The organism is Streptomyces sp. NPDC093984 (assembly GCF_044764595.1).
Taxonomy (GTDB): domain Bacteria; phylum Actinomycetota; class Actinomycetes; order Streptomycetales; family Streptomycetaceae; genus Streptomyces; species Streptomyces cynarae.
The window spans coordinates 126,457-151,457 of record NZ_JBIWIM010000011.1; the positions used below are offsets into that span (position 1 = coordinate 126,457).

Annotated in this window: 28 protein-coding genes; 24 read left to right on the forward strand and 4 right to left on the reverse strand. The window is 69.0% G+C overall.

The annotated features are described in order from the left end of the window. Positions 1-26: 26 nt before the first annotated feature. Positions 27-875, reverse strand: a complete 849-nt coding sequence (locus ACIRC0_RS31120; protein WP_403622650.1) for a macro domain-containing protein — start codon at positions 873-875, stop codon at positions 27-29. Positions 876-915: 40 nt separating this feature from the next. Then, positions 916-1,830, reverse strand: a complete 915-nt coding sequence (locus ACIRC0_RS31125; RefSeq protein WP_403622653.1) for a toll/interleukin-1 receptor domain-containing protein — start codon at positions 1,828-1,830, stop codon at positions 916-918. A 156-nt stretch (positions 1,831-1,986) separates the two neighbouring features. Here ACIRC0_RS31125 and ACIRC0_RS31130 point away from each other — a divergent pair, with 156 nt between their 5' ends. Continuing rightward, positions 1,987-2,778 (forward strand): NUDIX domain-containing protein, encoded by a 792-nt coding sequence (locus tag ACIRC0_RS31130; RefSeq protein ID WP_403622656.1) that lies wholly within the window; start codon positions 1,987-1,989, stop codon positions 2,776-2,778. On the opposite strand, the gene ACIRC0_RS31135 is transcribed toward ACIRC0_RS31130, so the two are convergent. Then, a complete protein-coding gene (locus ACIRC0_RS31135) occupies positions 2,762-3,769 on the reverse strand; it encodes an XRE family transcriptional regulator (protein WP_403622659.1) in 1,008 nt (335 codons plus the stop codon). The genes ACIRC0_RS31130 and ACIRC0_RS31135 overlap by 17 nt on opposite strands. 717 nt (positions 3,770-4,486) lie before the next feature. Here ACIRC0_RS31135 and ACIRC0_RS31140 point away from each other — a divergent pair. The 17 genes from ACIRC0_RS31140 (at position 4,487) to ACIRC0_RS31220 (ending at position 19,405) form a co-directional block, all read left to right on the forward strand. Continuing rightward, positions 4,487-4,756, forward strand: coding sequence for a DUF6284 family protein (locus tag ACIRC0_RS31140; protein ID WP_403622662.1), 270 nt, complete (start codon positions 4,487-4,489; stop codon positions 4,754-4,756). Continuing rightward, positions 4,753-5,352, forward strand: coding sequence for a hypothetical protein (locus ACIRC0_RS31145; protein ID WP_403622665.1), 600 nt, complete (start codon positions 4,753-4,755; stop codon positions 5,350-5,352). Before ACIRC0_RS31140 ends, ACIRC0_RS31145 begins: the two co-directional genes overlap by 4 nt. Further along, complete coding sequence (locus ACIRC0_RS31150) at positions 5,349-6,209, forward strand: protein spdB (RefSeq protein ID WP_403622668.1); 861 nt, start codon at positions 5,349-5,351, stop codon at positions 6,207-6,209. The genes ACIRC0_RS31145 and ACIRC0_RS31150 overlap by 4 nt, the downstream gene beginning before the upstream one ends. Then, a complete protein-coding gene (locus ACIRC0_RS31155) occupies positions 6,209-6,556 on the forward strand; it encodes an RRQRL motif-containing zinc-binding protein (RefSeq protein ID WP_403622671.1) in 348 nt (115 codons plus the stop codon). The genes ACIRC0_RS31150 and ACIRC0_RS31155 overlap by 1 nt, the downstream gene beginning before the upstream one ends. A 2-nt stretch (positions 6,557-6,558) precedes the next feature. Then, complete coding sequence (locus ACIRC0_RS31160) at positions 6,559-6,876, forward strand: hypothetical protein (protein ID WP_403622674.1); 318 nt, start codon at positions 6,559-6,561, stop codon at positions 6,874-6,876. Continuing rightward, positions 6,870-7,178: a hypothetical protein gene (locus ACIRC0_RS31165; protein WP_403622676.1), complete on the forward strand. Its 309-nt coding sequence runs from the start codon at positions 6,870-6,872 to the stop codon at positions 7,176-7,178. Before ACIRC0_RS31160 ends, ACIRC0_RS31165 begins: the two co-directional genes overlap by 7 nt. Positions 7,179-7,284: 106 nt before the next feature. Then, positions 7,285-9,414, forward strand: a complete 2,130-nt coding sequence (locus ACIRC0_RS31170) for an ATP-binding protein (protein WP_403622679.1) — start codon at positions 7,285-7,287, stop codon at positions 9,412-9,414. 204 nt (positions 9,415-9,618) lie between these two features. Beyond that, positions 9,619-10,083, forward strand: coding sequence for a hypothetical protein (locus ACIRC0_RS31175; RefSeq protein ID WP_403622682.1), 465 nt, complete (start codon positions 9,619-9,621; stop codon positions 10,081-10,083). Positions 10,084-10,099: 16 nt separating this feature from the next. Next, on the forward strand, positions 10,100-10,441 hold the full coding sequence (locus tag ACIRC0_RS31180) for a hypothetical protein (protein ID WP_403622685.1): 342 nt from the start codon (positions 10,100-10,102) through the stop codon (positions 10,439-10,441). A gap of 89 nt (positions 10,442-10,530) precedes the next feature. Continuing rightward, positions 10,531-11,436 carry a bifunctional DNA primase/polymerase gene (locus ACIRC0_RS31185; RefSeq protein ID WP_403622688.1) on the forward strand — a complete coding sequence of 302 codons (906 nt, stop codon included), beginning with the start codon at positions 10,531-10,533 and terminating at the stop codon, positions 11,434-11,436. Next, a complete protein-coding gene (locus ACIRC0_RS31190) occupies positions 11,433-11,861 on the forward strand; it encodes a hypothetical protein (protein WP_403622691.1) in 429 nt (142 codons plus the stop codon). Before ACIRC0_RS31185 ends, ACIRC0_RS31190 begins: the two co-directional genes overlap by 4 nt. Continuing rightward, positions 11,858-13,294 (forward strand): phage/plasmid primase, P4 family, encoded by a 1,437-nt coding sequence (locus ACIRC0_RS31195; protein WP_403622694.1) that lies wholly within the window; start codon positions 11,858-11,860, stop codon positions 13,292-13,294. The genes ACIRC0_RS31190 and ACIRC0_RS31195 overlap by 4 nt, the downstream gene beginning before the upstream one ends. 26 nt (positions 13,295-13,320) lie before the next feature. Continuing rightward, positions 13,321-13,593: a helix-turn-helix domain-containing protein gene (locus ACIRC0_RS31200; RefSeq protein WP_403622697.1), complete on the forward strand. Its 273-nt coding sequence runs from the start codon at positions 13,321-13,323 to the stop codon at positions 13,591-13,593. Between the two features lie 88 nt (positions 13,594-13,681). After that, positions 13,682-14,935, forward strand: coding sequence for a tyrosine-type recombinase/integrase (locus ACIRC0_RS31205; RefSeq protein ID WP_403622700.1), 1,254 nt, complete (start codon positions 13,682-13,684; stop codon positions 14,933-14,935). A gap of 99 nt (positions 14,936-15,034) precedes the next feature. Continuing rightward, the gene (locus ACIRC0_RS31210; RefSeq protein ID WP_403622703.1) at positions 15,035-15,592 is read left to right on the forward strand and encodes a hypothetical protein; all 558 of its coding nucleotides are present in this window, start codon (positions 15,035-15,037) and stop codon (positions 15,590-15,592) included. 413 nt (positions 15,593-16,005) lie between these two features. Then, a complete protein-coding gene (locus ACIRC0_RS31215) occupies positions 16,006-17,640 on the forward strand; it encodes a penicillin-binding transpeptidase domain-containing protein (RefSeq protein WP_403622706.1) in 1,635 nt (544 codons plus the stop codon). Positions 17,641-17,734: 94 nt separating this feature from the next. Next, positions 17,735-19,405, forward strand: coding sequence for a penicillin-binding transpeptidase domain-containing protein (locus tag ACIRC0_RS31220; RefSeq protein ID WP_403622710.1), 1,671 nt, complete (start codon positions 17,735-17,737; stop codon positions 19,403-19,405). A gap of 160 nt (positions 19,406-19,565) precedes the next feature. On the opposite strand, the gene ACIRC0_RS31225 is transcribed toward ACIRC0_RS31220, so the two are convergent. After that, complete coding sequence (locus tag ACIRC0_RS31225) at positions 19,566-19,910, reverse strand: SsgA family sporulation/cell division regulator (protein ID WP_263230398.1); 345 nt, start codon at positions 19,908-19,910, stop codon at positions 19,566-19,568. A 184-nt stretch (positions 19,911-20,094) separates the two neighbouring features. Here ACIRC0_RS31225 and ACIRC0_RS31230 point away from each other — a divergent pair, with 184 nt between their 5' ends. From ACIRC0_RS31230 to ACIRC0_RS31255, 6 genes are all read left to right on the forward strand, one after another. Continuing rightward, on the forward strand, positions 20,095-21,174 hold the full coding sequence (locus tag ACIRC0_RS31230; RefSeq protein WP_403622713.1) for an energy-coupling factor ABC transporter permease: 1,080 nt from the start codon (positions 20,095-20,097) through the stop codon (positions 21,172-21,174). A gap of 1 nt (position 21,175) precedes the next feature. Then, positions 21,176-21,937 (forward strand): cobalt ECF transporter T component CbiQ, encoded by a 762-nt coding sequence (gene cbiQ / locus ACIRC0_RS31235; protein WP_403622716.1) that lies wholly within the window; start codon positions 21,176-21,178, stop codon positions 21,935-21,937. Further along, positions 21,925-22,683, forward strand: a complete 759-nt coding sequence (locus tag ACIRC0_RS31240; protein ID WP_403622719.1) for an energy-coupling factor ABC transporter ATP-binding protein — start codon at positions 21,925-21,927, stop codon at positions 22,681-22,683. The genes cbiQ and ACIRC0_RS31240 overlap by 13 nt, the downstream gene beginning before the upstream one ends. After that, complete coding sequence (locus tag ACIRC0_RS31245; RefSeq protein ID WP_403622722.1) at positions 22,680-23,141, forward strand: MarR family winged helix-turn-helix transcriptional regulator; 462 nt, start codon at positions 22,680-22,682, stop codon at positions 23,139-23,141. The genes ACIRC0_RS31240 and ACIRC0_RS31245 overlap by 4 nt, the downstream gene beginning before the upstream one ends. Positions 23,142-23,247: 106 nt before the next feature. Beyond that, a complete protein-coding gene (locus ACIRC0_RS31250; RefSeq protein WP_403622725.1) occupies positions 23,248-23,694 on the forward strand; it encodes an organic hydroperoxide resistance protein in 447 nt (148 codons plus the stop codon). Positions 23,695-23,774: 80 nt separating this feature from the next. Further along, the gene (locus ACIRC0_RS31255; RefSeq protein WP_403622728.1) at positions 23,775-24,932 is read left to right on the forward strand and encodes a serine hydrolase domain-containing protein; all 1,158 of its coding nucleotides are present in this window, start codon (positions 23,775-23,777) and stop codon (positions 24,930-24,932) included. Positions 24,933-25,001: the final 69 nt, after the last annotated feature.

A 25,001-nucleotide genomic window follows, 5' to 3' on the forward strand; every position in this document is an offset into this window, starting at 1 on the left:
ATCAACGGACTACCCAAGCTCCGGTATCAGAGCGAGCTGAGGAACGCCTGCACCTCATGCAAGTTCACCTCGTCCGCGTCGCTTGGGTAGATGACCACTGTCAGCCGACGAGAGACTAGGGTCACTCGCGACGCAGCCACGAACGATAAGATGATCATCTTGAGCAGGCTCTCGCGTCCCAGATTTCCCACTCTCGCAAGGTCTGAGCCGAAAATAGGGATCGCCACAGGATCCAGATGACCATGTGAAGCGATAGTCGACCAGACATTGCTAAGGCTTCGCCACAGATAATCAACGCTCGATTGAGCGATGAGGTCATTACTCATGCGCGAGTAAGCGACGCAGTAATACCTGCTTCCCCCGTGAGGGATAACAGCAACTGTGCCTATCCGATATCGGTCACGCTTACCTCTCGGCTTGTCCACCGCGCTTTCTGATCCCTCAACAGGAGAATCGCGCAGCGATGTCGCTAGGGCCGCATCGAGAGATGACACGTCTCCGTGGAATACCTTCTCAAGCAGCTGGCCCTGTACGCTGCCTGGGGAAATGATGTCGCCGCCCTCGATTGAGGTGTCGAAAACATCCGTGAAGCCGATTATTAAGTCCGATCGCTCAGCGAAAAGATCCCCCACCTTGACGGCCACAGAAAAATTAGGATGGTTGAAGCGACGACTTACCGAGTCGCGCGGGAGCGATCGCACGACCGCCCAGAAACACGAGAGTGCGGTCAGGCCTACGATCGTTCTCGTCCCCTGAAGTGCAGCAATTGGCCGAACCGCCAATATCAGCTGCACGATCCCCGCCAAAGCGGCAAAGGCGAATGAGAAATTTGCGGAAAGGTGCGCCCACCCCCGTCGCGAGCGGAACACGGCCATTACGCGGCTCATGGACATCCCTGCCTCGAAAGCGCAGCGGCTAGAAACCAGGGTACGCGGTCACTAGCTCGCCACCGGGACCGAAGATGTCGATAGGGATGCTATAGTTTATTGCCATCGACTCTAGTTCACCGTTTACCTTACGAGCTCTTATGACCCCCTCGTCATGGCAATGCAGCTCGATCATAGCGCCTTTTCGGATGATCTTTTCCACGTATGGGGGACCGATCATTTCTCGAGCCATTCGCCCCACGCGTAGGGCTCGCTCTTTCGGCGGAAGATTTTTCAACGGATCGTCCGATTGACCGCCGATGCGTACCTCTCTAGGCTCGTTGATCGTGTAGTGAGTTGTTCCTACATTGCCAACCGTTCTCTCAAGAGCGCCAATTCGCGTGTGCTGGTCTCGCACCAGCTTCACCAGTTCATCGAGAATTTCCGGTACAGCGCGTTGTGGAGCGTCAGCGGTTGGATGCGCCTCACGGATGGAAATGAGCTGGGCTTCCAGATCTTCCCAGAACCTGTCGAATGTCGTACGCAATCTTTCCGGCTCAACTGACGTCTCACACTTGGCGTTGATGGCTTTGACCATCGCCCAAACATCGTCCTGACTTGAACCATCAGTGGCCTGAAATTGAGTAAGGGGGCCGGAAGAAAGGTCTTTGACCTGCATATCGATAAGGAAGGGGATGAGCGAACTCTCCCCCAGTTCCCGAGATAGCGCCCCTGACTCAAAATTGATCCACGGGGCAGATTGATTCGCGCGGGTCACGCAGACAATGCCGAACGAGCACTCCTGCAGCTGGTCTGCGATCTTAGCGAGCCCCCGCTCCCCCTTCGAAATGTCCTGTGATGAGACGAATGGGGATATTGCCTGGTTCATGTAAGGCAACCAATCCCGCAGTGCTTCCGCGCACTGCTTCGCCATGTCGCCCGACCAGCTGATGAAAATCTGCATGTGCCCCCCTGGCGCATCCTGGTGGCAATCATGATGCCCCAAAGGACCACTGGGAGGAGCGGAGTTGGCGGATGCGATGGCCTACCGAACCGGGTGCGTGAAGACTGTCCTCGGTAAGCTGGTACGCACCACCTCAGAACGGAGAGTGCTCCGCGGATGGGACCGAAGACGACCAAGGTCTACGAGACGCTTCGACAGCGGCTTGCCGACGGCGAGTACGGCGACCCCGGCGAGAAGATCCCCTCTGAACGCACGCTGACCGAGGAACTGGCTATCGGGCGGACGGCGCTCCGACAGGTTCTCGCCCGTCTCGTGGCGGAGGGTGCCTTGGAAGTGCGGGGCCGGAGTTCCTACAGGGTCCCGGGCGCGGTGAGCGTGCGGCCGCCGGAAGGGGTGGAGCCGTGGCGTATCCACGGTGAGCGCGACCTGTACGACAACCATTGGGTCAAGCTGCAACTGTGGGACGTGGAACCGCCCGGTGTGGAGAGGTTCGAACACCACGTGGTCAAGCTTCACCACGTCGCCGTTACCGCCGTAGTTGACGATCGGGACCGCGTGCTCATGATGTGGCGCTACCGGTTCGTGCCGCAGCGCTTCGGCTGGGAGCTCCCCGGCGGCATCGTTGACGAGGGCGAGGAGCCGGCGGACACCGCTCTGCGGGAAGTCGTCGAGGAGACGGGGTGGCGCCCGAAGAATCTTGAGCACGTAGTGAGCTACCAGCCCATGGTGGGCATGGTCGACTCCACCCATGAGATCTTCGTAGCTCACGGAGCGGAAAAGGTGGGCGAGCCGACCGACCTGGAGGAGGCAGGACACGTCGAGTGGGTGCCCCTCGCTGACATTCCCGGGCTCATGGCCCGTGGCGAGCTACTGGGCTCCGGAACCCTGGTCGCGCTGCTTCACATCCTGGCAACGAGGAGCAAGCAGAATGTCACAGCCGCTCACTGAGCCGGTCGACGCGACGGCGCTGCCGCACCGAGCCGGTGCGGCTCGCCAACAGTCGCGCCTGCCGTAGGTGGGTGTTCGCTTCGTCGTACTCGGCACGGGCAAGGTGCGCTTGGGCGAGATCGGTGTGGAGTCCGGCCCTTGCCCGTACGAAAGTCGGGTCCATCACCTCAAGCGCGCCGTAGAGGTCGGTCACGGCGTCGCCATAACCCAGCAGGCCGAGAACGTTGCCGCGCCACCGGGCTAGGTGCGCGCCGTTCAGGAAGATGCTGAGCATGTCCGGATCCCTGTCTTCGGAGCCTGGCGGGATCGTGTCCGTGGCCGCGTCCAGCGCGCGCTTGCAGTCGTCCACCATCCCCGCATGCGCGCACAGCTCCCCTTCGGCCGCGTACAGCCATGCCCGGAGTCGGGGTGAGCCAGCCTGGCCAAGTGTGCGCTGAGCGTCGCGGACGAGGTCGACTCCAAGCGCCGGCCGTCCGGCGTCGCAGAGCACATACGCCTGCTCGGCCATGGCGTGGGCGAGGTACATCGGCGCTTCGGCATCGCGCGCCGCGCGCTTCGCCAACTCGTAGTGTCGCCAGGCCCGTTCGACCGCCCCAGAGTCGATCGCCTGCCAGGCAGCAAGGGTGGACGCGCCGGCGAGCGCAAGCGCCACGGGACGGCGTGCGGCGGGTAACACTGCGAAGTTGAGCGCGTCCTCAAGGGCGGCAAGGTGCCCGGTCATCTGATCGACGAGGCCCGCAGCACCCATCTGTCGGTCCATGGTGCGGAGTAGTTCGGTCTGGTCGTTGAACGCCTTCACCATGGAGGCGCTGACGCTGCTGGCGGAGTCGATCCTGCTCAGCAAGTCGTCGTAGCCATCGGCCATTGGGGGCGCAGACTTCTGGGTGACACCCCTCAGTTCCGCGTCGGTGACGCCGAGGAGGTTGCGCAGGAGCGCCGCGTAGCGGTCTGAGATCGGGCGCCGTCCGTTCTCCCACTCGGACACGTACACCCGCAGACTCGCGGTTGAGGCAACGTCTGTGACGTTCCGCCGGGCGTACTGCTCGATTTCGCGAATGAGCCGCTCTTGAGACCAGCCGCGCGCTGTCCGCGCGTTTCGCAATCCTGATCCTGCGCTCACAAGGCACCCCCGTTCAGCGTGGGTCGGAATACCGCTAACCCATGGTGCCTTACATCGCCGCAGGTCAAAAGGGGTTAACACCAACCCTAACCAGCCCTTCATGAAGGCTAGTTGGCTGCCGTTACGCCCCCTTCAAGCGGTCTTCTGGATGTGCACCGCGAGGGGTGGCCACCACTCAATCCGGCGAACCACCTTGACTCTGGTGCGCACCAGATACACACTTCTGGTGCGCACCAGTTCTCCGGACTGGCTCCGGAGTGCGGTGCGCGGACGACGCCCGGAGGGCTCCGGAAGGGGCTCGAAGGAAGCGCAAGTGCCTTGAGAACTTCACACAGGGAACTGCCGGTAACCCGTGGTCCGCCTGCCCGAAGGGGTCGGAAACAAGGCGGAGAAGACCGGCGTGCCCCGTACGGCAGCCCGACCGGTTCGAGTCCGGTCCGGGGCACCGCGGCCCCTCGCTCATGGCCGCTTCCGGCGCTGCACCCCCTGGTGCAGCGCATCCCTTCCCTTCAACGGCGCGCACCCCCGGAGCGGCAACTCCGGGGGTGCTGTTCGGGCCGTTCCACCTGTGAGAGGAACCACGACCCAATGAGCCACATCGTCACTGTTCAGGACGCTGTTACCGCGTTCGCCGACTGGGTGGAGCCGACGGACGCGGAGCTGAATGCGATCGAGCGGGAGATGCCCGTCATCCTCGCGGACGTCGACCTGATCGACGCGCAGATCATCACGTTGGACCGCACTCTGACCGAGCTGGACGCCCAGCGCATCCGCCGCGCCCGGCGCCGCCTGCTCGCCACCCGCCGGGACCTGGCCAACCGCACCGTCGGCGCGAGCCTCCCGGGCGGTGCCGCATGATGGCCACGGCTCCCGCGCCCGAGTTCCTGAACGATCACCGTGGCAACCCCAAGGCCCGGTTCGACATGCCGCTCACCTACGAGGCGGCGCGGCTGAGTATGGCCTTCCACGAGGCCGGACACGCGGTGCTCGGCATGGCCTACGGCATGCGCGTGATCACCAGCGAGGTCATCGCCTGGGAGCCCGAGCAGGGTGGTTGGGCGTTGACCGGCAATACCGCTCATGAGTCGTCGGGCACACCGCCCTGGCAGTTCGCCGCGATGGCCGCGGCTGGTGAGATCGCCCAGGTCAACTACCTGATGTCCTACGGGCTGTGGACTCCGCAGCGGGCGTACGCCTGCACCGCCGCCCACGACTGTGAGCAGGCCATCGACCTGCTTGCCCAGTTCGGCTACCGGCTCGGCCGCGACCACGTTCCCGAGGGTGGCAAGTCCTGGGGCATGGTGCGCGGGATGGCCCGCCGCAAGGTCGGCTACCTGTGGCGTGAGATCCGCACCGTGGCGCACGCCATGAACGAGCACAGCGTGCTCACCGGTGACGAGATCGCCGGCCTCACCGGCCTGGTCAACCCGCTGTTTGAGGGGGGTGCCGCGTGAACGCCAAGACCGTGCTGCCCGCCGTCGCGATGACGGCCGTGTCCATGGTCCTCACGCTGGCCGTGGTCGTGATGTGGCTGGGCACGGCGGTGCCGTGGCCCGTCGCCCTGGTCGTCGGTCTCGGGATCGACGGGGGATGGCTCGCGACCCTCGCCTACGAACGCCGCCTCGCCGCTCAAGGCGACCACAGCAACGCCGTCACTGGTGTGGGCTGGTTGTTCGGTCTGGTCGCGGCCGGCGTCCTGGTCGCCCACGCCCTGACCGCTGAGAGTTCTGCCCGCGCCTCGTGGCTGGCTGTCGCCTGGCTCCCGGTCGCGGCGAAGGCACTATGGCTGGTGCACGGGCTGTGGGAGCGCACGGCGCTCACCCCGGCTGCGCTGGACGCCATCCGCGGCATCCAGCAGGAAGCCCGCGACGAAGCGGCCGTGGCCCGCGCCCGGCTCCGAGCCGAGGCCATCACCGAGGAGACCCGGCTGACGGCCGTGACGCAGGCCGGGGCCCGCGTCGCACGCGTACAGGCCAAGACCGCCCAGACGCTCTCGCGGGCGTGGTCGACGCTGGAAACGGCCCGGTCCGGGGAGGACACCGGAAGGGCGCTTACCAGCGTGACGAACCGCGTCACGCCCGGCGTCACGCCCCGATGGGAACTGCCCGTGTGGGGTCCCACCGAGCCCGTTCCCGCGCTGGACGCGGGCCCCGCGCTCACCGACGAAGCGCTTGACCGACTGGTGGACAAGATCCGTCACAGCGAAGTTCCGGCCCTGTCCTACCGGGAGATGGCGAGCCGCTTCCGCGCGGCCGGCCACTCCGCCTCCGAAGTCCGCCTGCGGGCCGCGTGGAAGCGCGTGGTGGCGTGATGGGAGCGCTGCTGGTCTTCCGGTGGCGCCTGGCCCCGGACGGATACGCCACCCGTCGACAGCTTCGGGCGTGCGGTCTGAGCCCCGGCGGTCAGGACGTGGCCGCTCAGCTCGAACGTCCGCGCCGCCGCCGTGGGCCGCTGGTCGCCTACCTGTACCGCATAGACCTGGCCAAGCCCGTCCGGCACATGACGGATGCGAAATGGGCCGCGCTGGCCAAGGCCAACCAAGCTCGCCGCACCTGCCCGCAGTGCCGCCGCGATGCCGGATACGTCATCCCGCCCACGCTCGGCACCTGTGTCCCCTGCGCCTACCCCGACCACTCCGACTCCCCGAGGAGTAGCTGACCATGGGCAAGCCCGACACCCGTCGCCTGGATCGGGAGATCCGGCAGGCCAACCGCAAGCTGGAAGCGGTCCGCGAGCGCGAGATGTGGCCGCTAAACGGCTCCGAACGGCGCGCGATCCTCGCCGCGCTGGCTGGGGGCACCTACCGGATCGCCCGGGGCCGCAGCACCGACCGCGCTGACCGGCGGCTGGAGAGCGCGTGGATGGCGGCCGAGACCCGGCTCATCGCGGAGATCACCGGCCTGCACACCGAGCGGCAGCGGGTCGTGAACGAGGCCGCCGCCGCCAAGGCCGCCAAGAAGTCCTCCGGCTGGTGGTGACCGTGGACCGCCGTTGCCCCGCCGCTCACCCGGACGACCCCACGCCGTGTGTCGGCCCGGTCGCCGTGACCGTGCTGGACGCCGGGGGCGCCGGGGCTGACGGGTGCGAGCACCACGCCGCCCGCCTGCTGGCCTCCCTGCACCGGGGCCGCGTCTACCCCCTGCCCGACGCGGCGGAGGGTGCCGCAATCCGCGTCTTCAAGGCCGCCGACGGGATCCGCCCGTTCTGCTGGCTCGACGGCCCGCGCAGCGAGCCGTCCCAGCTCAGCCACGTGGAGAACCGCGCCCGGCACGGCCACTGACCTGCACGGCGCAACCCGGGGTGGCCGCACCTTGCCACGGACCCGGCCACCCCGGCACTCCCTCAACTTCACGCCCCTGTCGGGGCAGTCAGGAGACCTTTCAATCATGGGCGACAACGTCGTTCACCTGCACAAGGACCCCGAGTCGTCTGCCGATGCGGCCACCGTGACCACGCTGACCGTGGTCCCCGACCCGGCACCGGCCGCGCCCTTGCCGCTGTGGGTGCGCTCCGGACGCGCCATACGGACGGCCGTGACGCACGAGAACACCAAGACCGCCGCCCGCGCGGTCGCCCGCCACAGCCTCTACGTGGCCGGTGGGGCGCGAATCGTGGGCCGCCGTACCTGGGACGGCCGCACCGCCGCCCGGTATGAGCGGATGCTCCGGGCGGCTGAGGCGGCCGGGAATTACGAGGTCGCGGCGGAGTGGGAGGAGCGCGGGCAGCGCTACCGCGAAGCCCGCCACCGCCGCCGCATGGAGCTGCTCCACTCCCCGCTCGACGCCGCCAAGGGCGCCGCCGTCAGTGCCGGTATGGGCATAGGCGGCCTGGTCCTGCTCGGGATCGCGATGGCGATCGCCACCAAGGACGCCACCGAAGTCGTCACCCCACTGATGGCGGTCATCAAGTTCATCAACCTCATGATCACCATCGTGCAGGTGGTGTGGGGACCGCTCATCTCGATCGGCCCGTTCCTCGCCCTGCTCGCCCTGTGGTCCGTCGGCGCCCACCAGAAAGCCGCCCCGAACTGGGCACTGCCCGCCAACATCCGCAACGGAGAGGGCGAGCCCATCACGCCGTCGATCGTGGTCAAGGCCCTGCGCGACCTGGGCATCCCGGCGCTGCGCAACGCCATCAAGGAGATGGGCGACGCCGGCGCCTCGATGCTGTCCCCGATCACCATCGCCGGATGCGGGGTCGAGGTCGACGTGACGTTGCCGTCCGGGGTGTCGACGAACGAGATACAGCAGCGGCGCCGCAAGCTCGCTGAGAACCTCACCCGCCACGAGCACGAGGTGTTCATCACGATCCCGCAGGCCGCCCGCACGGTCCGGCTCTGGATCGCCGACTCGGGCACGCTGGACGAGCCGATCGGCCCCTCTCCCCTGGTCACCGACGAGACCCTGACCGCGAACTACAAGACGGGCAAGGCGCCGTGGGGGCAGGACCTTCGAGGGGACGCCGCCGCGCTTAGCCTGTATCAGCGGCACCTGCTCATCACGGGTCTGTCCAACCAGGGCAAGACCGCCTCCCTGCGGGCGCTGGCCCTGTGGGCGTCCCTGGATCGCACGGTGGAGTTCCGCATCGCCGACCTCAAGGGCGTGGGCGACTGGGCCATGTTCGATGGGCTCGCCACCGTCCTCATTCAGGGTCCGGCGGATGAGAACGTGATCGAGGCGACCGAGATGGTCGAGGGCCTGGTCGACGAGATGAACCGCCGCATCGACGCCCGCCGGCACGATCCGAAAGCCGTCTTCCCGCCGCTGATCGGCATCGTGGACGAAGCGCAGGTCGCGTTCATGTGCCCGGTCAAGGACGAGGACGGACGCCCCTACGGCGGCTCCAAGGCCACCTCCCGCTACTTCATGGCCGTGCGCAAGGTCCACAACCAGGGCCGCGCCGTCGACGTGATCCTGTGGGAAGGCACCCAGGACCCCACCGACCAGAACCTCCCCAAGCTCGTGCGCGAGGGCGCCCACACACGCGCCTCGCTCGCCCTGGGCACCGAATCCCAGGCCCGCATGGCGCTCGGGGACAAGGCCGTCGACGGTGGGGCCGCCCCGCACCTGCTGCGGCAAGGGCTGGACAAGGGAACCCTGGTCGTCGCCTCGGACGGCATCGAGATCCCGGCCGGCCAGACGTCCATCACGGTCCGCACGCACTACATCGACGACGACCAGGCCAAGGCCATCACCGACCGCGCCAAGGCTCTGCGCGGCAACGCCGTCGCCACCCTGCACGCCATCGAGCGCCGCGAGAAGCGAGACCCACTCGCCGACATCGCAACCGTGCTCGGCAGCGATGCCCGCGTCCGCACCCAGGAAGTCATCACGCGCCTGGCCGCGCTGAACCCGGACGCCTACAGCGGCTGGTCGTTCATCGACCTCAAGCGCGTCCTGGACGACGCCGGGGCGGAGCCGTACAAGTCCGACGGCCGCATGGTTGTCGGCCGTGACCGCGTCCACCACGCGCTCGCCAACCGCCCCGAAGACGGTTCCGCTTCCGCGTCCGATTAGACGGAGCCGCACCCCTCGCGGGTCAGGGAGGCAGGGAGATCTCCCTGAATGCCTCCCTGACCCGCCTCCCTGGCTCTGACCTGCATAAATGATCACTCAGGGAGGCAGGGAGGCCCGCAGGTCAGCACCCCTGAGACCCCCTCCAGACGCCTCCTCGCAGGGGGTGTCTTTGCCTCCCTGCCCCACCACCGGAAGGGATTCCGCATGTACCCCGACAGCACTGGCCGTGGGCCCGTCGAACGGGCCGTGGAAGTCCACCAGCCCACCCCGATACAGCCCGCGGTTCCGGTCGCGGCGCCGCTTGTTCCCGTCCAGCTAGGCACCCTGCCGACGGTCGCGAGCGTGGTCCTGCCCGACGGCCGAGTGGTCACCGGCTACACCATCGAGCCCGCCAAGCCCGAACCCGTCGCCGTCAAACCGGCCGTGTCCCGCGCGGCGGTGAACATCGCCCTCGGGGGCGTGGGGTTCCTCGCGGTGTGCGGCGGACTGCTGCTGCTGACGACGTTCATTGCCGCGCTCGCCGCGTTCGTCCACCAGCTGGTCATCCTCGCCGCCGTCATCTTCGGCGGCTGGATCGCCGCGCAGGTCTTCAGCGCGAGCGGTCACAGCGGCGGGACCACGGTCAACATCCGCAAAGCCGTCTTCAAGCGCAACCACTTCCACGGCTGAAAGGAAGCAGCGCCCCATGATCCGTCGTCTCCTGGCCCGGCATCGTCTGACCGTCCAGTACTGGGACGGCTGGGTGGCCACCCACCGCAACGGCCGCGCGATCGGCCCCCGGCCCATCCTCGCCCTGCACCGCACCCCAAACCCGAACTGCGCGGAGTGCGGCGGCACCGGTGAGGTGCAACACGGCTGGCCCGGGGCCGAAGAGCCGGACGTTGACGCTTGCGACTGCGCCCCGTTCCTGCCTCTGGCGTACGTCTGGCTGCCCAACATGCCGCGCTGGGCGCGCAAGCGCTGGATCTGCCCCGCCTGCGGCGCCCGCTCGTGCACCTGCGGCTGCTACAGCAACTCGCCCTTCTAGCTGCGCCCGGGGCGACCGCCCGCTCTCGCCAAAGATGCGCGGTCGCCCCGGCCAACCAGTCCGCAACAGACCTGTTGGAGGTCTCCAGCATGACGCATGACCCCCGTTCCGCGCTGCTGCGCGCAGCCCTGGACGCTGCGGAGCGCGGTTGGCGCGTCTTCCCGCTCCGCCCCGGCAGCAAGCGGCCTGCCCTCCACGGGGAAGCCGCCTGCCCCCGCACCGGACCGTGCGAGCATGGGCACCGGAAGTGGGAGCAGCGCGCCACCACCGACCCGGACCGCATCCGCGCCACCTGGTCCCGGGCCCCATACAACGTCGGCATCGCCACCGGCCCCTCCGGGCTGGTCGTCGTCGACCTCGACATGCCCAAGGACAAAGGCAGTTCGGACGCGCCTTGCGGCGCGACGACCTTCAAGGCGCTCTGCGAGCGCGCCGGGCACGCCGTCCCCATCACCTACCGGACCCGGACCGCGAGCGGCGGAGAGCACCTGTACTTCACCGCCCCGGCCGGGGTGCGCCTGTCGAACACGGCGGGAACCATCGGGGAGTTGGTCGACAGCCGAGCATGGGGCGGCTACGTCGTCGCCGCGGGCAGCACCACCCCCACCGGACCGTACGAGGCCCTGTGCGGCTCTGAGGCGGCCCCTCTGCCCTCCTGGCTCCAAACCATCCTGCAACCAGCCCCCAAGGCGCCTGAGGCGCCCTCAGTGGCCGTAACTGGGCAATCTAGCCGATATGCGGATGTAGCACTCGCCAACGAGACGCGGAACGTGGTCACGGCCCAACTCGGCGAGCGGGAAGCGAAGTTGTTCCGCGCAGCGCGCGCCCTCGGGCGGTTCGTCGCGTGGGGCGACCTCCCCCGACACGTGGTTGAACAGGCTCTTCAGGAGGCAGGCGAGGCGGCCGGACTGTCCGCGTCCGAGTGCCGCTCCACCCTCCGCAGTGCACTGAACTGGTCCATCACCCACAATCAGGTCAAGCGGGAGGCGGCATGAGCCCCCGCCCCCATCCCCCTCTGAAGAGCGCCACCGCCACGACGCCCCCGGACGCCGCAGGACCGGGCACGCCCCCGGCGGCCGTGGGCGAGCCGAAAGGCGCCGCCCGCAAGGGCGTTCTTTCTGCTCTTCGTTCTGAGCGGTTCCGCTCCGACGAGGCACGCCACGGCACACAAGACCCGACACCGGACCAGCCCGGTATCCGCATCTACGCCCCACCGGTCTACCGCTCCCACTGGGACGGGGCCCGCTGGACCAAGCGCCACGGCGACACCCCGACCGCCGCCTACGCGTGCACCTGCGGACAGACAGGCACGGCCACCGGTCCCCGAGCCGTCGCCGCTCTCTCTGTCGAGTACGAGGCCCACAAGTCCGCCTGCACTGGGGTGCCCGTCACGCTTTCCGAGGGGAGGACCGCCGCATGACCGGCACGGAAGAACTGCCCGCACCCTCCAACCCCATGGCCGTCGCCCGGCGGCTCCTGCCGGCCTGGCAGACCCTTGACGGAGACCTGATGTGCCGGCGCTGGCGCGGCTCGTGGATGCGCTGGACCGGCACCTGCTGGCGCGAGTTGGACGAAGCCCAGATGCGCGCCCACATGTACACGCGCCTTGAACACGCCGTCTACCAGGCTCCCGGCAAGGACGGCCAGAGCGAGGAACGGGACTGGGCACCCACGAAGCAGAAGATCAGCAACCTTCTGGACGCGCTGGGCGCCATCACGCTCCTGCCCACCGACGTGGACGCCCCCACCTGGGTCGACGGGACGGACCGGCCGAACGACGGGCCGATCGTGGCCTGTGAGAACGGATTGTTGAGGATCCGGGACCGCGCGCTGCTGCCGCACAGTCCGGGATTCTTCAACCTGGTCTCCGTCCCCTTCGCCTACGACCCGGACGCGACTGCGCCGACGTGGCAATGGTTCCTGGGGCAGATCTGGCCCGACGACCCGGACGCCATCCGGGCCGTTCAGGAGTGGTTCGGCTACGTCCTGTCCGGCCGCACCGACCAGCAAAAGATCCTGCTCATGGTCGGCCCGTCCCGTTCCGGGAAGGGCACCATCGCCCGCGTGCTAAAAGAGCTGGTCGGCAAGGAGAACCTGGCCGGGCCCACCCTCGCCGGACTCGGCACGAACTTCGGACTGTCGACGCTCATCGGCAAACCACTCGCGGTCATCTCCGACGCCCGGCTGTCCGGCAACGACAACAGCCAGGTCGTGGAGCGACTGCTGACGATCTCCGGTGAGGACACGATCGACATCGACCGCAAGTACCGCGAAGTCTGGACCGGCAAGCTCCCCACCCGGCTGATGATCCTGTCCAATGAGCTGCCGCACTTCGGCGACTCCTCCGGAGTCATCGCCCGGCGGTTCGTGGTGCTGAACATGACGGTGTCGTGGCTGGGCAGGGAAGACTCAACCCTGTTCGATCGGCTCGTCGCCGAGATGCCCGGCATCCTGAACTGGGCCCTGGACGGGCTTGCCCGACTGGAGGCCAAAGGCCGGATCACCGAACCGGCATCCAGTCGCGAAGCGGTGGCCACCATGCAGGACACCTCTTCCCCCACCAGCGCGTTCATTCGCGAGCGCTGCGCCACCGGCCCCACGTGCAGCATCCCCGTGGACACGCTGTGGGCGGTCTGGCGGGAGTGGGCGGAGGACAACGGCGTCAAGCCCGGCACGAAGCAGATGTTCGGCCGCAACCTGCTCTCCGTGGTCCCCCAGCTCAACCGCACCCGCCCCCGCGACGCCTATGGCCGGCAGGTAGTCACCTACAACGGGATCACCCTGAACGTGTCCGAACCACATTTGCCTGAGTCGCGACTCATCGCGTCTCAAAGCCCCTCTGAGCACCGCTGAGTGCCGATGAGTCGCGACTCAGCGCAATGTATTTCCAACTCGCGGAGGAGACAGTGAGCGCGCCCGCCCCCGTCCACAACGACCCCCGCGCCACCCTCCGGGGTGGCCTTCCGGATCGGTACCTCACCCCCGACGACATCGCGGAGATGTTCGAGGTGCCGAAAGAGACCGTCTACCAGTGGCGCAAGAAGCGCATCGGCCCGCCCGGCTTCCGCATCGGCAAACACCTTCGCTACGACCCCGCCGACGTGCGCGCCTATGTCACCAGCCGCAAGGACGCCGCCGCCGACGCTGCCTGACGCGGCCAGGCACCGCACCAACCAACTCCCTGGGGAGGGCCATGCCGTGGCCCTCCCCGTCCCATGCCCAGAAGGGACCACGCCTTTCATGGCAGGCCACATCCAAGACCGATGGTTCAAGACCGTCACCGGCCCAGACGGCAAGCCCGTCAAGATCAAGACCGACCGCCACGGAACGGGGCTCCGATACCGCGCCCGGTACGTCGGCCCGGACGGCACCGAGAAGAGCAAGTCATTCCGTGACAAGGAACTGCGGCTCGCCAAACAGTGGCTCGCCCACATCGAAGCGGACATGTCGCGCGGTCAGTACGTCGACCCGCGCACCACCCGGACCACGTTCCGGCAGTACGCGGAACGCTGGGTCAAGACGCACACGGGAGAGATCAACAGCCGTGAGGCTGCGGAACGCCGACTCCGACTCCACGCCTACCCTCACATCGGGTCTCGGCCGCTCGGCTCGTTCAAGCCTGAGCACATCCGCGCCTGGATCGCTGCCCTGGAAGCCACCGTGCCGGCGGAGTCGCACCGCCGCATCATCGTCGGCACTGTGTCGGCCGCCCTCAGTGCGGCGGTCGACGACGGCCTACTCGGCAAGAACCCCTGCCGCGCCCGCACGGTGCAGCTCCCGAAACCCGGAAAGCCTCGCGTCGTCCCCTGGACGGCAGACCAGGTATTCGGCGTACGCGCCGCCCTACCCCGGCGCTATCAGGCCGCGGTGGACGCCGGGGCAGGCTGCGGACTGCGACAGGGCGAGATCTTCGGTCTGGCCATAGACGAACTCGATTACGAGGGCGGTTGGCTGACCGTCGGGCATCAGCTCAAGCGGATCCGGGGCAAGTACGTCTTCGCTCTGCCGAAGGGTGGCAAGGTCCGGGACGTGCCGCTTCCGGAGGCCGTGGCCACCGCACTCCGGGAGCACTCGAAGGAGTTCAAGCCGATCGACGTGACCCTTCCGTGGCGAACGCCGGATGGCCCGCTAGTGACGAAGCGGCTCCTGTTCAGCGGTCCGGAGGGCAACCACGTCCGCGTGAGCAACTTCAATGACCACCACTGGAAACCCGCTCTGGCCGCCGTGGGCATCATCCCAACGCGGAAGGCGGGCGAGCGGTACGCGTCCGCCCCGGAGCACGGCATGCATGCGCTCAGGCACTTCTACGCCTCCGTCCTGCTGGACGCAGGCGAGAGCATCCGGGCCCTTAGCGCGTACCTGGGGCATAGCGACCCCGGGTTCACTCTCCGGACCTACACACACTTGATGCCAAGCAGTGAAGGCCGGACACGGACTGCCGTGGACACGGTCCTCTTGAGGGCACCTACGGCCATTACACCGCTAGATATGTAAACAGCCTTAGCAACCCTGTGACTGGCTGTCGGCGGGCGCCGGCAGCCAGCACTGCGCGAAACCCCTGCCTACGACCCGGCGACCCAAGACAATGGTCCGGTGGATCAGGGGATCGCAGGAGTAATTGCGGGTATCGCCGGGCTCGTAGGTGCTGGCGTTGGAGGCCTTGCTACGGCCTACGGGGCGCGCGTTGGCGCGCAGAAGACCATCGAGGCCACCCACATGCAGGTCGCGCGTCAATCGGAGGCTGAGCACCTGCACTGGATACGTGACCACCGCAGGCAGGCGTGCTCAGACGTCTTGGCATCGCACGGCTCATTCCTGTCGATGGCAATCAATGGCTCAGTCCGGCTGGGTTCGGATCATGCCCTGTCCGACGAGGAGCAGCTACGCCTCAGAGACCAGTTCATTGATCTTTCCCAGGTCGCAGCACGCGCTGACCTTTGGGGGCCAAGAGACGTGGTGGTCCAAGCACAGGCTTTGCGCTCCGCAGCAGGAACCATGTTCGCCGCGCTTGTGGGATGGTCTGCAGCAATCGTCGAGGGACGGACCGGCGACATCTCTAGCCTCTCGGAGGAGTATGAAACAGCCTCCCAGGCCCTTAAAACAGCTAGGTCCAGCTTCGTCGAGGCGGCGATTCAAGCGCTGCAGTTCTAGACGCCCGGCGTTGGACGGCCCCACGACGGCCCACATGGCTCTGGACGATCACCCAGAGGAGTAAAGCCGCTGGTCAGCATCGCCAAGAGGCCATCAATAGGAGTTTCATCTACTTCTGGCCCATCTACACGGGAACGGCTATCCCGATCGACTCCTGGCGGGCGCGGATGTGGCTGGACACCTGGGTCTAGCTGGGCGGACAGACGACGAGGGCGCGGCGGCCGGCCGCGCCCTCGTCGTCGTCGCCGGGCGGTGGGACCGCCCCGCCCACGTACTGGCATTCACGTACGTGGCTGGATACGCGGGTTCAGGTCATATTTCTGATCACTCTTCGACAACGACCGACCACATCGCCCCCAACCGCCCCTCGGGCTGCCTACAGTGCGAGGCCTACGGGGAGGGGGCTGTGTGCCATGCGCAAGGGGGTCAAGGTCGTCATCGTGAGCGGGGTGTTCGCGGTGATGGTCTCAGGGGCCGGATACGGCGCCTACAACGTGCTGAGCGCGCTGAACGAGAGTTCCGGGGGCGGCTCCCAAGGGGCCGCGCAGGTGAAGACCGGACCGCCGTCGGCCGGTGAGGTCAAGGAGGCGACCGGCAAGTTCTTCGCCGCCTGGGAGAAGGGTGACGCGGCCACCGCGGCCTCGTACACGAACAACGCCGACGCCGCGGGGCAGCTGCTCGGCGCCTACGCATCCAGTGCGCACATCACCGGCGTGCACATCACGCCGGGCGCGCCCAGCGGGGACACCGTGCCGTTCTCCGTGAAGGCGACCGTGTCCTACGAGGGGAAGTCCAAGCCGCTCGCCTACGCCGGCAGGCTGACCGTCGTGCGCGGCGTGACCACCGGGCGGGCGCTGGTCGACTGGCAGCCGTCCGTCGTCCATCCGGCCCTGCAGAAGGGCGACACGCTCGTCACCGGGGAGGCCAAGGCCCCGCCGATCGAGGCGGTGGACCGCAACGGGGCGGTGCTGACGAAGGACAAGTTCCCCTCCCTCGGTCCGATCCTGGACGCCCTGCGTGAGAAGTACGGCGACGCGGCCGGGGGCAGCCCCGGCATCGAGCTGTCCGTCCAGCGCGCCGACGCCAACACGCCCGGCAAGACCCTGCTGACGCTTGTCGAGGGCAAGCCCGGCAAGCTGCACACCACGCTCAGCGCCACCGCGCAGGCCGCGGCCGAGCGGGCGGTGCGGAACTACGCGGAGTCGTCGGTGGTGGCGGTCAAGCCGAGCACCGGGGAGGTGCTGGCGGTCGCCAACCACCGCCGGGACGAGTTCAACGCGGCGTTCGAGGGGCGGCTCGCCCCCGGATCCACGATGAAGATCATCACGTCGGCGATGCTCATCGACAACGGCGTCACCACGATGAACGACCCCGCGCCCTGCCCGCCGACGGCCACCTGGCAGAGCCAGACCTTCCACAACCTTCAGGGCATGGTCCCCAACGAGAGGGCCACACTGGCGAACAGCTTCATGCGGTCGTGCAACACGGCGTTCGTCAAGCTGATCGACGAGAAGCCCATTACGGACGAGTCGTTGACCGACGAGGCCGAGGAGCGGTTCGGGCTCGGGCAGGACAACTGGAAGACGGGCATCGTCTCCTTCGACGGCAGCGTTCCCGCCTCCACCGGCCCGGACCGCGCCGCCAACGCCATCGGCCAGGGTCAGGTCCAGATGAGCCCGCTGAACATGGCGTCGGTCACGGCGACCGCGATCACGGGCACGTTCCGGCAGCCGTACCTGGTCTCCCCCGGCCTCGACCACCGCGAACTGGCCACCGCCAAGGGGCTGTCCGCGAGCACGGTCGCGCAGCTGCGGGCGATGATGCGGCTGACGGCGACCCAGGGCACCGCCGCGCAGGTGATGGCGGGGCTCAGCGGTGACATCGGCGCCAAGACCGGGTCCGCGGAGGTCGACGGGAAGACGAAGTCCAACAGCTGGTTCACCGGCTACCGGGGCGACATCGCGGCGGCGGCCATGACCGAGGAGGGCGGGCACGGCGGCGACGCGGCCGGTCCTATTGTCGCAGCTGTGCTACGAACGGGCAGCTGAAGTCACCCGTGTCACCGCGGGACTCTAGTGTGTTGTTCTCGTTGAGGACTGTGAGGGTACTGGGGGACCTGGGGACTGCGGAGGACCGGGAGCTGTGGGCAAGAGAAGGCGCGTCGCCGGGCGCAACAACAGCCGGCCGCTGGTGATCGGCGGGCTGATCGCCGTCGTCGGGCTGGGCGGCGCCGTCGGCGCCTATAGCCTGCTCGGCGGCGGCGCGGCGGCCGACGACCGCAACGCGGCCCCGGGCCACCGGAAGCTGGTGAGGATCGGGCCGCCGTCCGCCTCCGAGGTCCGTACGACGGCCACCGCGTTCCTCACGGCCTGGCAGCAGGGCGACGCGGCGAAGGCGGCGGGTGCCACGGACGACTCGGCCGCCGCGACCGCGGCGCTGACCGGCTACCGCAAGGACGCGCACATCACGGGCGTCACGCTGACCCCCGGCACCCCCACCGGGGCGACGGTCCCGTTCTCCGTCAAGGCCACGGTGTCGTACAAGGGCGTGAGCAAGCCGTTCACGTACGACTCGAAGCTGACCGTCGTGCGGCGGGCGGACGACGGCGTGCCGCTGGTGCGGTGGCAGCCGTCGGTGCTGCACCCGGACCTGACGGCCGGCGACCGCCTGGTGACCGGTGAGGCGGGCACACCCCCGGTCAAGACGCTGGATCGCGATGGCGGCGAGATCACCGCGGCCAAGTACCCGTCGCTGGGCACGGTGCTGGACGGCCTGCGCGAGAAGTACGGCAAGAAGGCCGGCGGCAAGGCGGGCATCGAGCTGCGGATCGTGCGCAAGGCTGCGGCGAAGGGCAAGGAGAAGACGCCCGACAAGACGCTGGTGACGCTGAGCGAGGGCACGCCGGGCACGCTGAAGACAACGCTGAGCCCGACGCTCCAGGCGGCTGCCGAGCAGCAGGTCGCCAAGCAGGCGAACGCCTCGGTCGTCGTCATGCGCCCGTCGACCGGCGAGATCCTCGCCGTCGCCAACACCAGCCACGGCTTCAACGTCGCCTTCCAGGGCTCGCTGGCCCCCGGCTCCACGATGAAGATCATCACGTCGACGATGCTGTTCGAGAAGGGGCTCGTCACCCCCGAGGCGTCGCACCCCTGCCCCAAGACGTACAAGCTGGCCGGCTGGACGTTCCACAACGACGACGACTCCGAGATCAAGCAGGGCTCGTTCAAGCTGAGCTTCGCGGCCTCCTGCAACAACGCCTTCATCAACTTCGCGCCGAAGCTGTCCAACAGCGACCTGACCGAGGAGGCCCAGCAGGTCTATGGCCTGGGCCTGGACAACTGGTCCATCGGCGTCCCCACCTTCGACGGCTCGATCCCCGTGCAGAGCGGCGCGCAGATGGGCGCCTCGCTGATCGGGCAGGGCGGGGTGCGCATGAACCCGCTGAACATGGCGTCGGTGGCCTCGACGGTGAAGACCGGCGTCTTCCACCAGCCGTACCTGGTCTCCCCGACGGTGGACGACCGGACCCTCGCCAAGGCCTCGCGCACCATGTCCGCCAAGACCCAGTCCGAGCTGAAGGAGGTCATGCAGTACACGGCGGCGTACGGCACGGCCGCCAAGGCCATGGCGGGGCTGGGCCCGGACTACGGCGCGAAGACGGGTTCGGCGGAGGTCGACGGCCAGAAGAAGCCGAACGGCTGGTTCACGGCCTACAAGGGCGACCTGGCCGCCGCGGGCGTGGTCCAGGCAGGCGGCCACGGCGGCGACACGGCGGGCCCGATCGTGGCGGCGCTCCTGCGCGCGGGAAGCTGAGACCCCATCGTGGCGGCGCCCCTGCGCGCGGGCTGAGCCCCTGGGCGGGAGCCGTCCCCGAACAGGAAGCTCTCCCCTCCTCTGGACGGGAAGCCGATCCCTCGCGCGCTCGGAGCCGAAGGGATGCCGGTGTGCCGCCGAAGGCGATGCCGGTGACGCCCTACCGCCCCGGCCCCGCCCCCACCGTGTACGTCCGGCGCAGGAACCGCATCAGGGCCTTCGACTCGAACTGCACCACTTCCACGCCCTGCGGCGAGTGGAACTCCATCACGGCCTGGACCCGGCCGCACGGCCAGATGCGGACCTCGCCCGTACCCGCCGGAGCGTTCAGGCCCTGCTCCAGGAGGTCCCGGGAGAAGGCCCACTCGTGCGGGCCGGGCAGGCCGATGCGCACCGAGCGGGGGTCGGCGTCCGGGTCGTAGCGCAGGACTACGGGGACGGCGTCAGGAGTTTCCGGGGAGTCGGTCACCACATGGGCTCGCGCGTACTGTTCCACCACGGACATCGGACCACTCCTCACGCTGCGTCACCCGAGCAGAAGCTGTGAATCCGCTACCCATCCAATGTCGCACATATGGGCGCCACCGGCCTCCGATGCGAGTGTCGCTTGCCACAGTGCGCGCCCCGTGCGCTTTCCACAACGCTCAAGCTCTTGCAAAGAGGTCGCAATAAGCCGCTATCCTCGAACGGTGCATGTCCCGGACGGATTCATCGACGCCCCCACCTCAGCCGCGACCGGTGTCCTCGCCGCCGGCGCCCTGGCCGTCAGCCTGAAAGGCGCCCGGCGTGAGCTCGACGAGCGCACCGCCCCGCTGGCCGGCCTGGTGGCCGCGTTCATCTTCGCGGTCCAGATGCTGAACTTCCCCGTGGCCGCGGGCACCAGCGGACATCTGCTGGGCGGCGCGCTGGCCGCGATACTCGTCGGGCCCTGCACCGGGGTCCTGTGCGTCTCGGTCGTCCTGCTCATGCAGGGCATCCTCTTCGCGGACGGCGGCCTGACCGCGCTCGGCGTGAACATCACCGACATGGCGGTCGTGACGACCGTCGTGTCGTACGCCGTCTTCCGCGGCCTGGTGAAGGTGCTGCCGCGCAGGCGGCGCTCGATCACCGTCGCCTCCTTCGTCGCCGCGCTGGTCTCGGTGCCGGCCGCCGCGGTCGCCTTCACGCTGATCTACGCCGTGGGCGGTACGACCGACGTGGCCCTCTCCAAAGTCGCCACCGCGATGATCGGCGTCCATCTCCTCATCGGCATCGGCGAGGCCACGATCACCGCCCTCACGGTCGGCGCCGTCATCGCCGTACGGCCAGACCTGGTGTACGGGGCGCGGGGCCTGGAGCAGAAGCTCAAGCTGTGGGTGAACGGTCAGCTGGTCGACGCGCCCGCCGCCGAGCCCGCCGTCCCGGTGGCCGCCGCCCTCCCCCGAGCTCTCGGCTCCGCTCGAGCAGGGAGGCACCCCCACCACCGCAAGCTGTGGGTCATCGGCCTGGTCACCTCTCTGTTCCTCGCCGGCTTCGTCAGCTTCTACGCCTCCGCCAGCCCGGACGGCCTGGAGAAGGTCGCCAAGGACCAGGGCATCGACCGGAAGACCGAGCCGCACGCGGCGGCCGACTCCCCGCTCGCCGGCTACGGGGTCAAGGACATCGCCGACGCCCGCCTCTCCGGCGGCCTCGCGGGAGTGATCGGCGTCGGGGTCACCGCGGTCGCGGGCGGCGCGGTCTTCCGGGCCGTCCGCAGGCGGCGGACGGCCGAACCCTCGCAGGCGAGCTGACATGGGCGCCGGCCACGCCCATCGGTTGTACCGGCACGGGCACTCCCCCGTGCACGCCCTGCCGCCGCACACCAAGCTCGCCGCCACGTTCGCCTTCGTGGTCGTCGTGGTCTCCACCCCGCGCGAGGCCATGTGGGCGTTCGCGCTGTACGCCGGCCTCCTCGCCCTCGTCGCGCACGCGGCCCGCGTGCCCGCCGGATTTCTGCTGACGCGGCTGCTGATCGAGGTGCCGTTCGTCGCGTTCGCGGTGCTCATGCCGTTCGTGGCCGAGGGCGAGCGCGTCGAGGTCCTCGGGCTCTCGCTGAGCGTGAACGGCCTGTGGGGCGCGTGGAACGTCCTCGCCAAGGGCACCCTCGGCGTCGCCGCCTCCGTCCTGCTCGCCGCCACCACCGAGCTGCGCGAACTGCTCCTCGGTCTGCAGCGCCTGAAGCTGCCGCCCCTGCTCGTGCAGATCGCCTCCTTCATGATCCGCTACGGCGACGTCATCACCGACGAGATGCGGCGGATGCGGATCGCGCGGGAGTCGCGCGGCTTCGAGGCGCGCGGCGTCCGCCACTGGGGTGTGCTCGCGAAGTCGGCGGGCGCGCTGTTCATCCGCTCCTACGAACGGGGCGAGCGCGTGCACCTGGCCATGGTCAGCCGGGGCTACTCCGGCTCCATGCCGGTCATCGACGAGGTGACCGCGTCCCGTACGCAGTGGTCGTACGCACTCGCCCTGCCCTTCGCCGCCCTCGTCGTCTGCCTGCTGGGATGGACCCTGTGACACCTTCACTCGAAGTGGCCGGGCTGGCCTTCGCCTACCCGGACGGCCACCAGGCCCTGTTCGGTGTCGACTTCCGCCTCGAGCGCGGCGAACGGGTCGCGCTGCTCGGGCCGAACGGCGCCGGGAAGACCACGCTCGTGCTGCACCTCAACGGCATCCTGACCGGCGGCACGGGCACGGTGAAGGTCGCCGGACTGCCGGTCGGCAAGCGGCACATGGCGGAGATCCGCCGCCGGGTCGGCATCGTCTTCCAGGACCCGGACGACCAGTTGTTCATGCCGACGGTCCGCGAGGACGTCGCGTTCGGACCGGCTGCGGCCGGGCTGAAGGGCGCGGAACTCCAGGAGCGCGTCGACCGCGCCCTCGAGCGGGTCGGCATGGCGGAGTTCAAGGACCGCCCGCCGCACCACCTCTCCTTCGGTCAGCGCCGCCGGGTGGCCGTGGCGACCGTCCTCGCCATGGAGCCGGAGATCCTGGTCCTGGACGAGCCGTCCTCCAACCTCGACCCGGCCTCGCGCCGCGAACTCGCCGACATCCTCAGGGCGTTGGACGTGACGGTGCTCATGGTCACGCACGACCTGCCGTACGCCCTGGAGTTGTGCCCGCGCTCCCTGATCCTGAGCGACGGTGTGATCGCGGCGGACGGCAGGACCGCCGACCTGCTCGCCGACGACGAGCTGATGCGCGCTCACCGCCTGGAACTGCCCTTCGGCTTCGATCCGCGGTCCGTGACAATGGGCGCGTGACGAACGAGGAGATGGACGGCTCGCTGCTCCTGGACGACCAGCTGTGCTTCGCGCTGTACGCCGCCCAGCGCGCGGTGACGGCCGTGTACCGCCCGCTCCTGGAGGACCTCGGTCTCACCTACCCGCAGTACCTGGTCCTGCTGGTCCTGTGGGAGCGCGGCGAGACGACGGTCAAGGAGCTGGCGGCCGCCCTGCGCCTCGACTACGGCACCGTCTCCCCACTGCTGAAGCGCCTTCAGGCGGCGGGCCTGGTCCGGCGCGAACGGTCGGCGCGGGACGAGCGGTCGGTGCTCGTCGCGGTCACCGCGCGCGGACAGGAGCTGCGGGAGCGCGCGGCGCGCGTGCCCGGCGCCCTGCTGACGGCGACGGGGCTCGGCGGCCCGGAGGTCGCCCGGCTGCGCGAGGAGCTGTGGCGCCTGGCGGAGAAGGCGGAGGCCGCGGCGGCGCGTACCCGCTGATCTGGCCTTACCCGTGGTTGCCACCCCCTGGTAACGGCAATCGACCTACCAGCCGGTACCTTGTGCGCGATGTACTTGTGCGCACTTGTTCCGGGGGAGGCCGACCATGTCTGACGGCACCGCTGTCGACACCCGTCCAACGAAGATCATGTACGTCGCCGAGGCCACCGCGCACGGCGGCAGGGACGGGTACGTGACCAGCCAGGACGGCCACATCGCGCTGAGGGTGGCGATGCCGCCGCAGCTGGGCGGCGACGGCAGCGGCACCAACCCCGAGCAGCTGTTCGCGGCCGGCTACAGCGCCTGCTTCCACAACGCGCTCATCCTCGTCGGCAACCGGGAGGGCTACGACCTGACCGGCTCCACCGTCGCCGCCAAGGTCGGCATCGGCCCCAACAAGCAGCGCGGCTACGGCCTCGCGGTCGCCCTGAGCGTCTCGCTGCCCGTCCTCGACCAGGAGGTCGCGGCCCGGCTCGTGGAGGCGGCCCACGAGGTGTGCCCCTACTCGAACGCCACCCGCGGGAACATCGATGTAACGATTGTGCTGGGCTGAGGAACCCAGGAATCGCAGGCTCGAGGGGCGCGTTACGCCCATAGTCGCAGGCGATCGACGATCGGGACGGGAGTGCGGACGTGGACGTGAACGGCGCTGTGGCCGAGGGCTTCGAGCCGGTCAGGGAGGCGTTCGTACGGAACTTCGAGGCGCTCGGCGAGCGCGGGGCGGCGGTCGCCGTCTACCGGCACGGGCGCAAGGTCGTGGACCTGTGGGGCGGCACGAAGGACGTCGACGGCACGGCGCCCTGGCAGCGGGAGACGGCGCAGATCGTGCGCTCGGCGACCAAGGGCCTCGCGGCGGCCGTGCTGCTGATGCTGGCCGAGCGCGGGGAGCTGGACCTGGACGCGCCGGTCGGAGACCTCTGGCCCGAGTACAAGGCGCAGGGCAAGGAACACACGACGGTGCGGCACGTCCTGGCGCACCGGGCGGGCGTACCGGTCCTGGACCGCCCGCTCACCCCGGCCGAGGCCGCCGACCCCGATCTGGCGGCCACCGTGCTGGCCGGGCAGGCCCCCGTCTGGGAGCCCGGCACGGACCACGGCTACCACGCGCAGACGTACAGCTGGCTGACGAGTGAGCTGCTCCGGCGGGCCACCGGCCGTTCGATCGGCGAGTGGATCGCCACCGAGATCGCCGGGCCGCTGGGCCTGGACCTGTGGGTGGGCCTGCCGGAGGCGGAGGCGCACCGGGTGGGCCGCGTCGGCCGCATCGAGGCCCCGGCCCGGGAGGGCGCCCTGCGCACCCGCCCCAAGCGCGCGGTCGCCGACGCGTACGCGGACCCGGCGAGCCTGACCCGCCGTGCCTTCGCGGCGATCACCCCGCAGCCCGACGAGAACGACCCGGCCTACCGGGCGGCGGTGCTGCCCGCGTCGAACGGCATCGCGACGGCCGACGCGCTGGCCCGTTTCTACGCGGCGCTGACCGGCGAGGTGGACGGCGTACGCCTCTTCTCCCCCGTGACGGTGGAACTGGCCCGCCGGGAAGCCTCGGCGGGCCCGGACCGCGTGCTGGTGGTCCCCACCCGCTTCGGGCTCGGCTACATGCTCCACGGCAGCGCGTCCCCGCTGCTCGCCCCCGGCTCCTTCGGCCACCCGGGCCGCGGCGGCGCACTGGGCTTCGCGGACCCCGAGTCGGGCATCGCCTTCGGGTATGTGACGAACGGCTTCCACAAGAGCGTGACAGCGGACCCGCGGGCACAGGCGCTGGTACGGGCGGTGCGTACGTCGCTGGCGTAGCCGGGCACGACACGGTGGTGCCCGCACGCCTCGACGTGCGGGCACCACCGCAATCGGCACTCCTCGCTC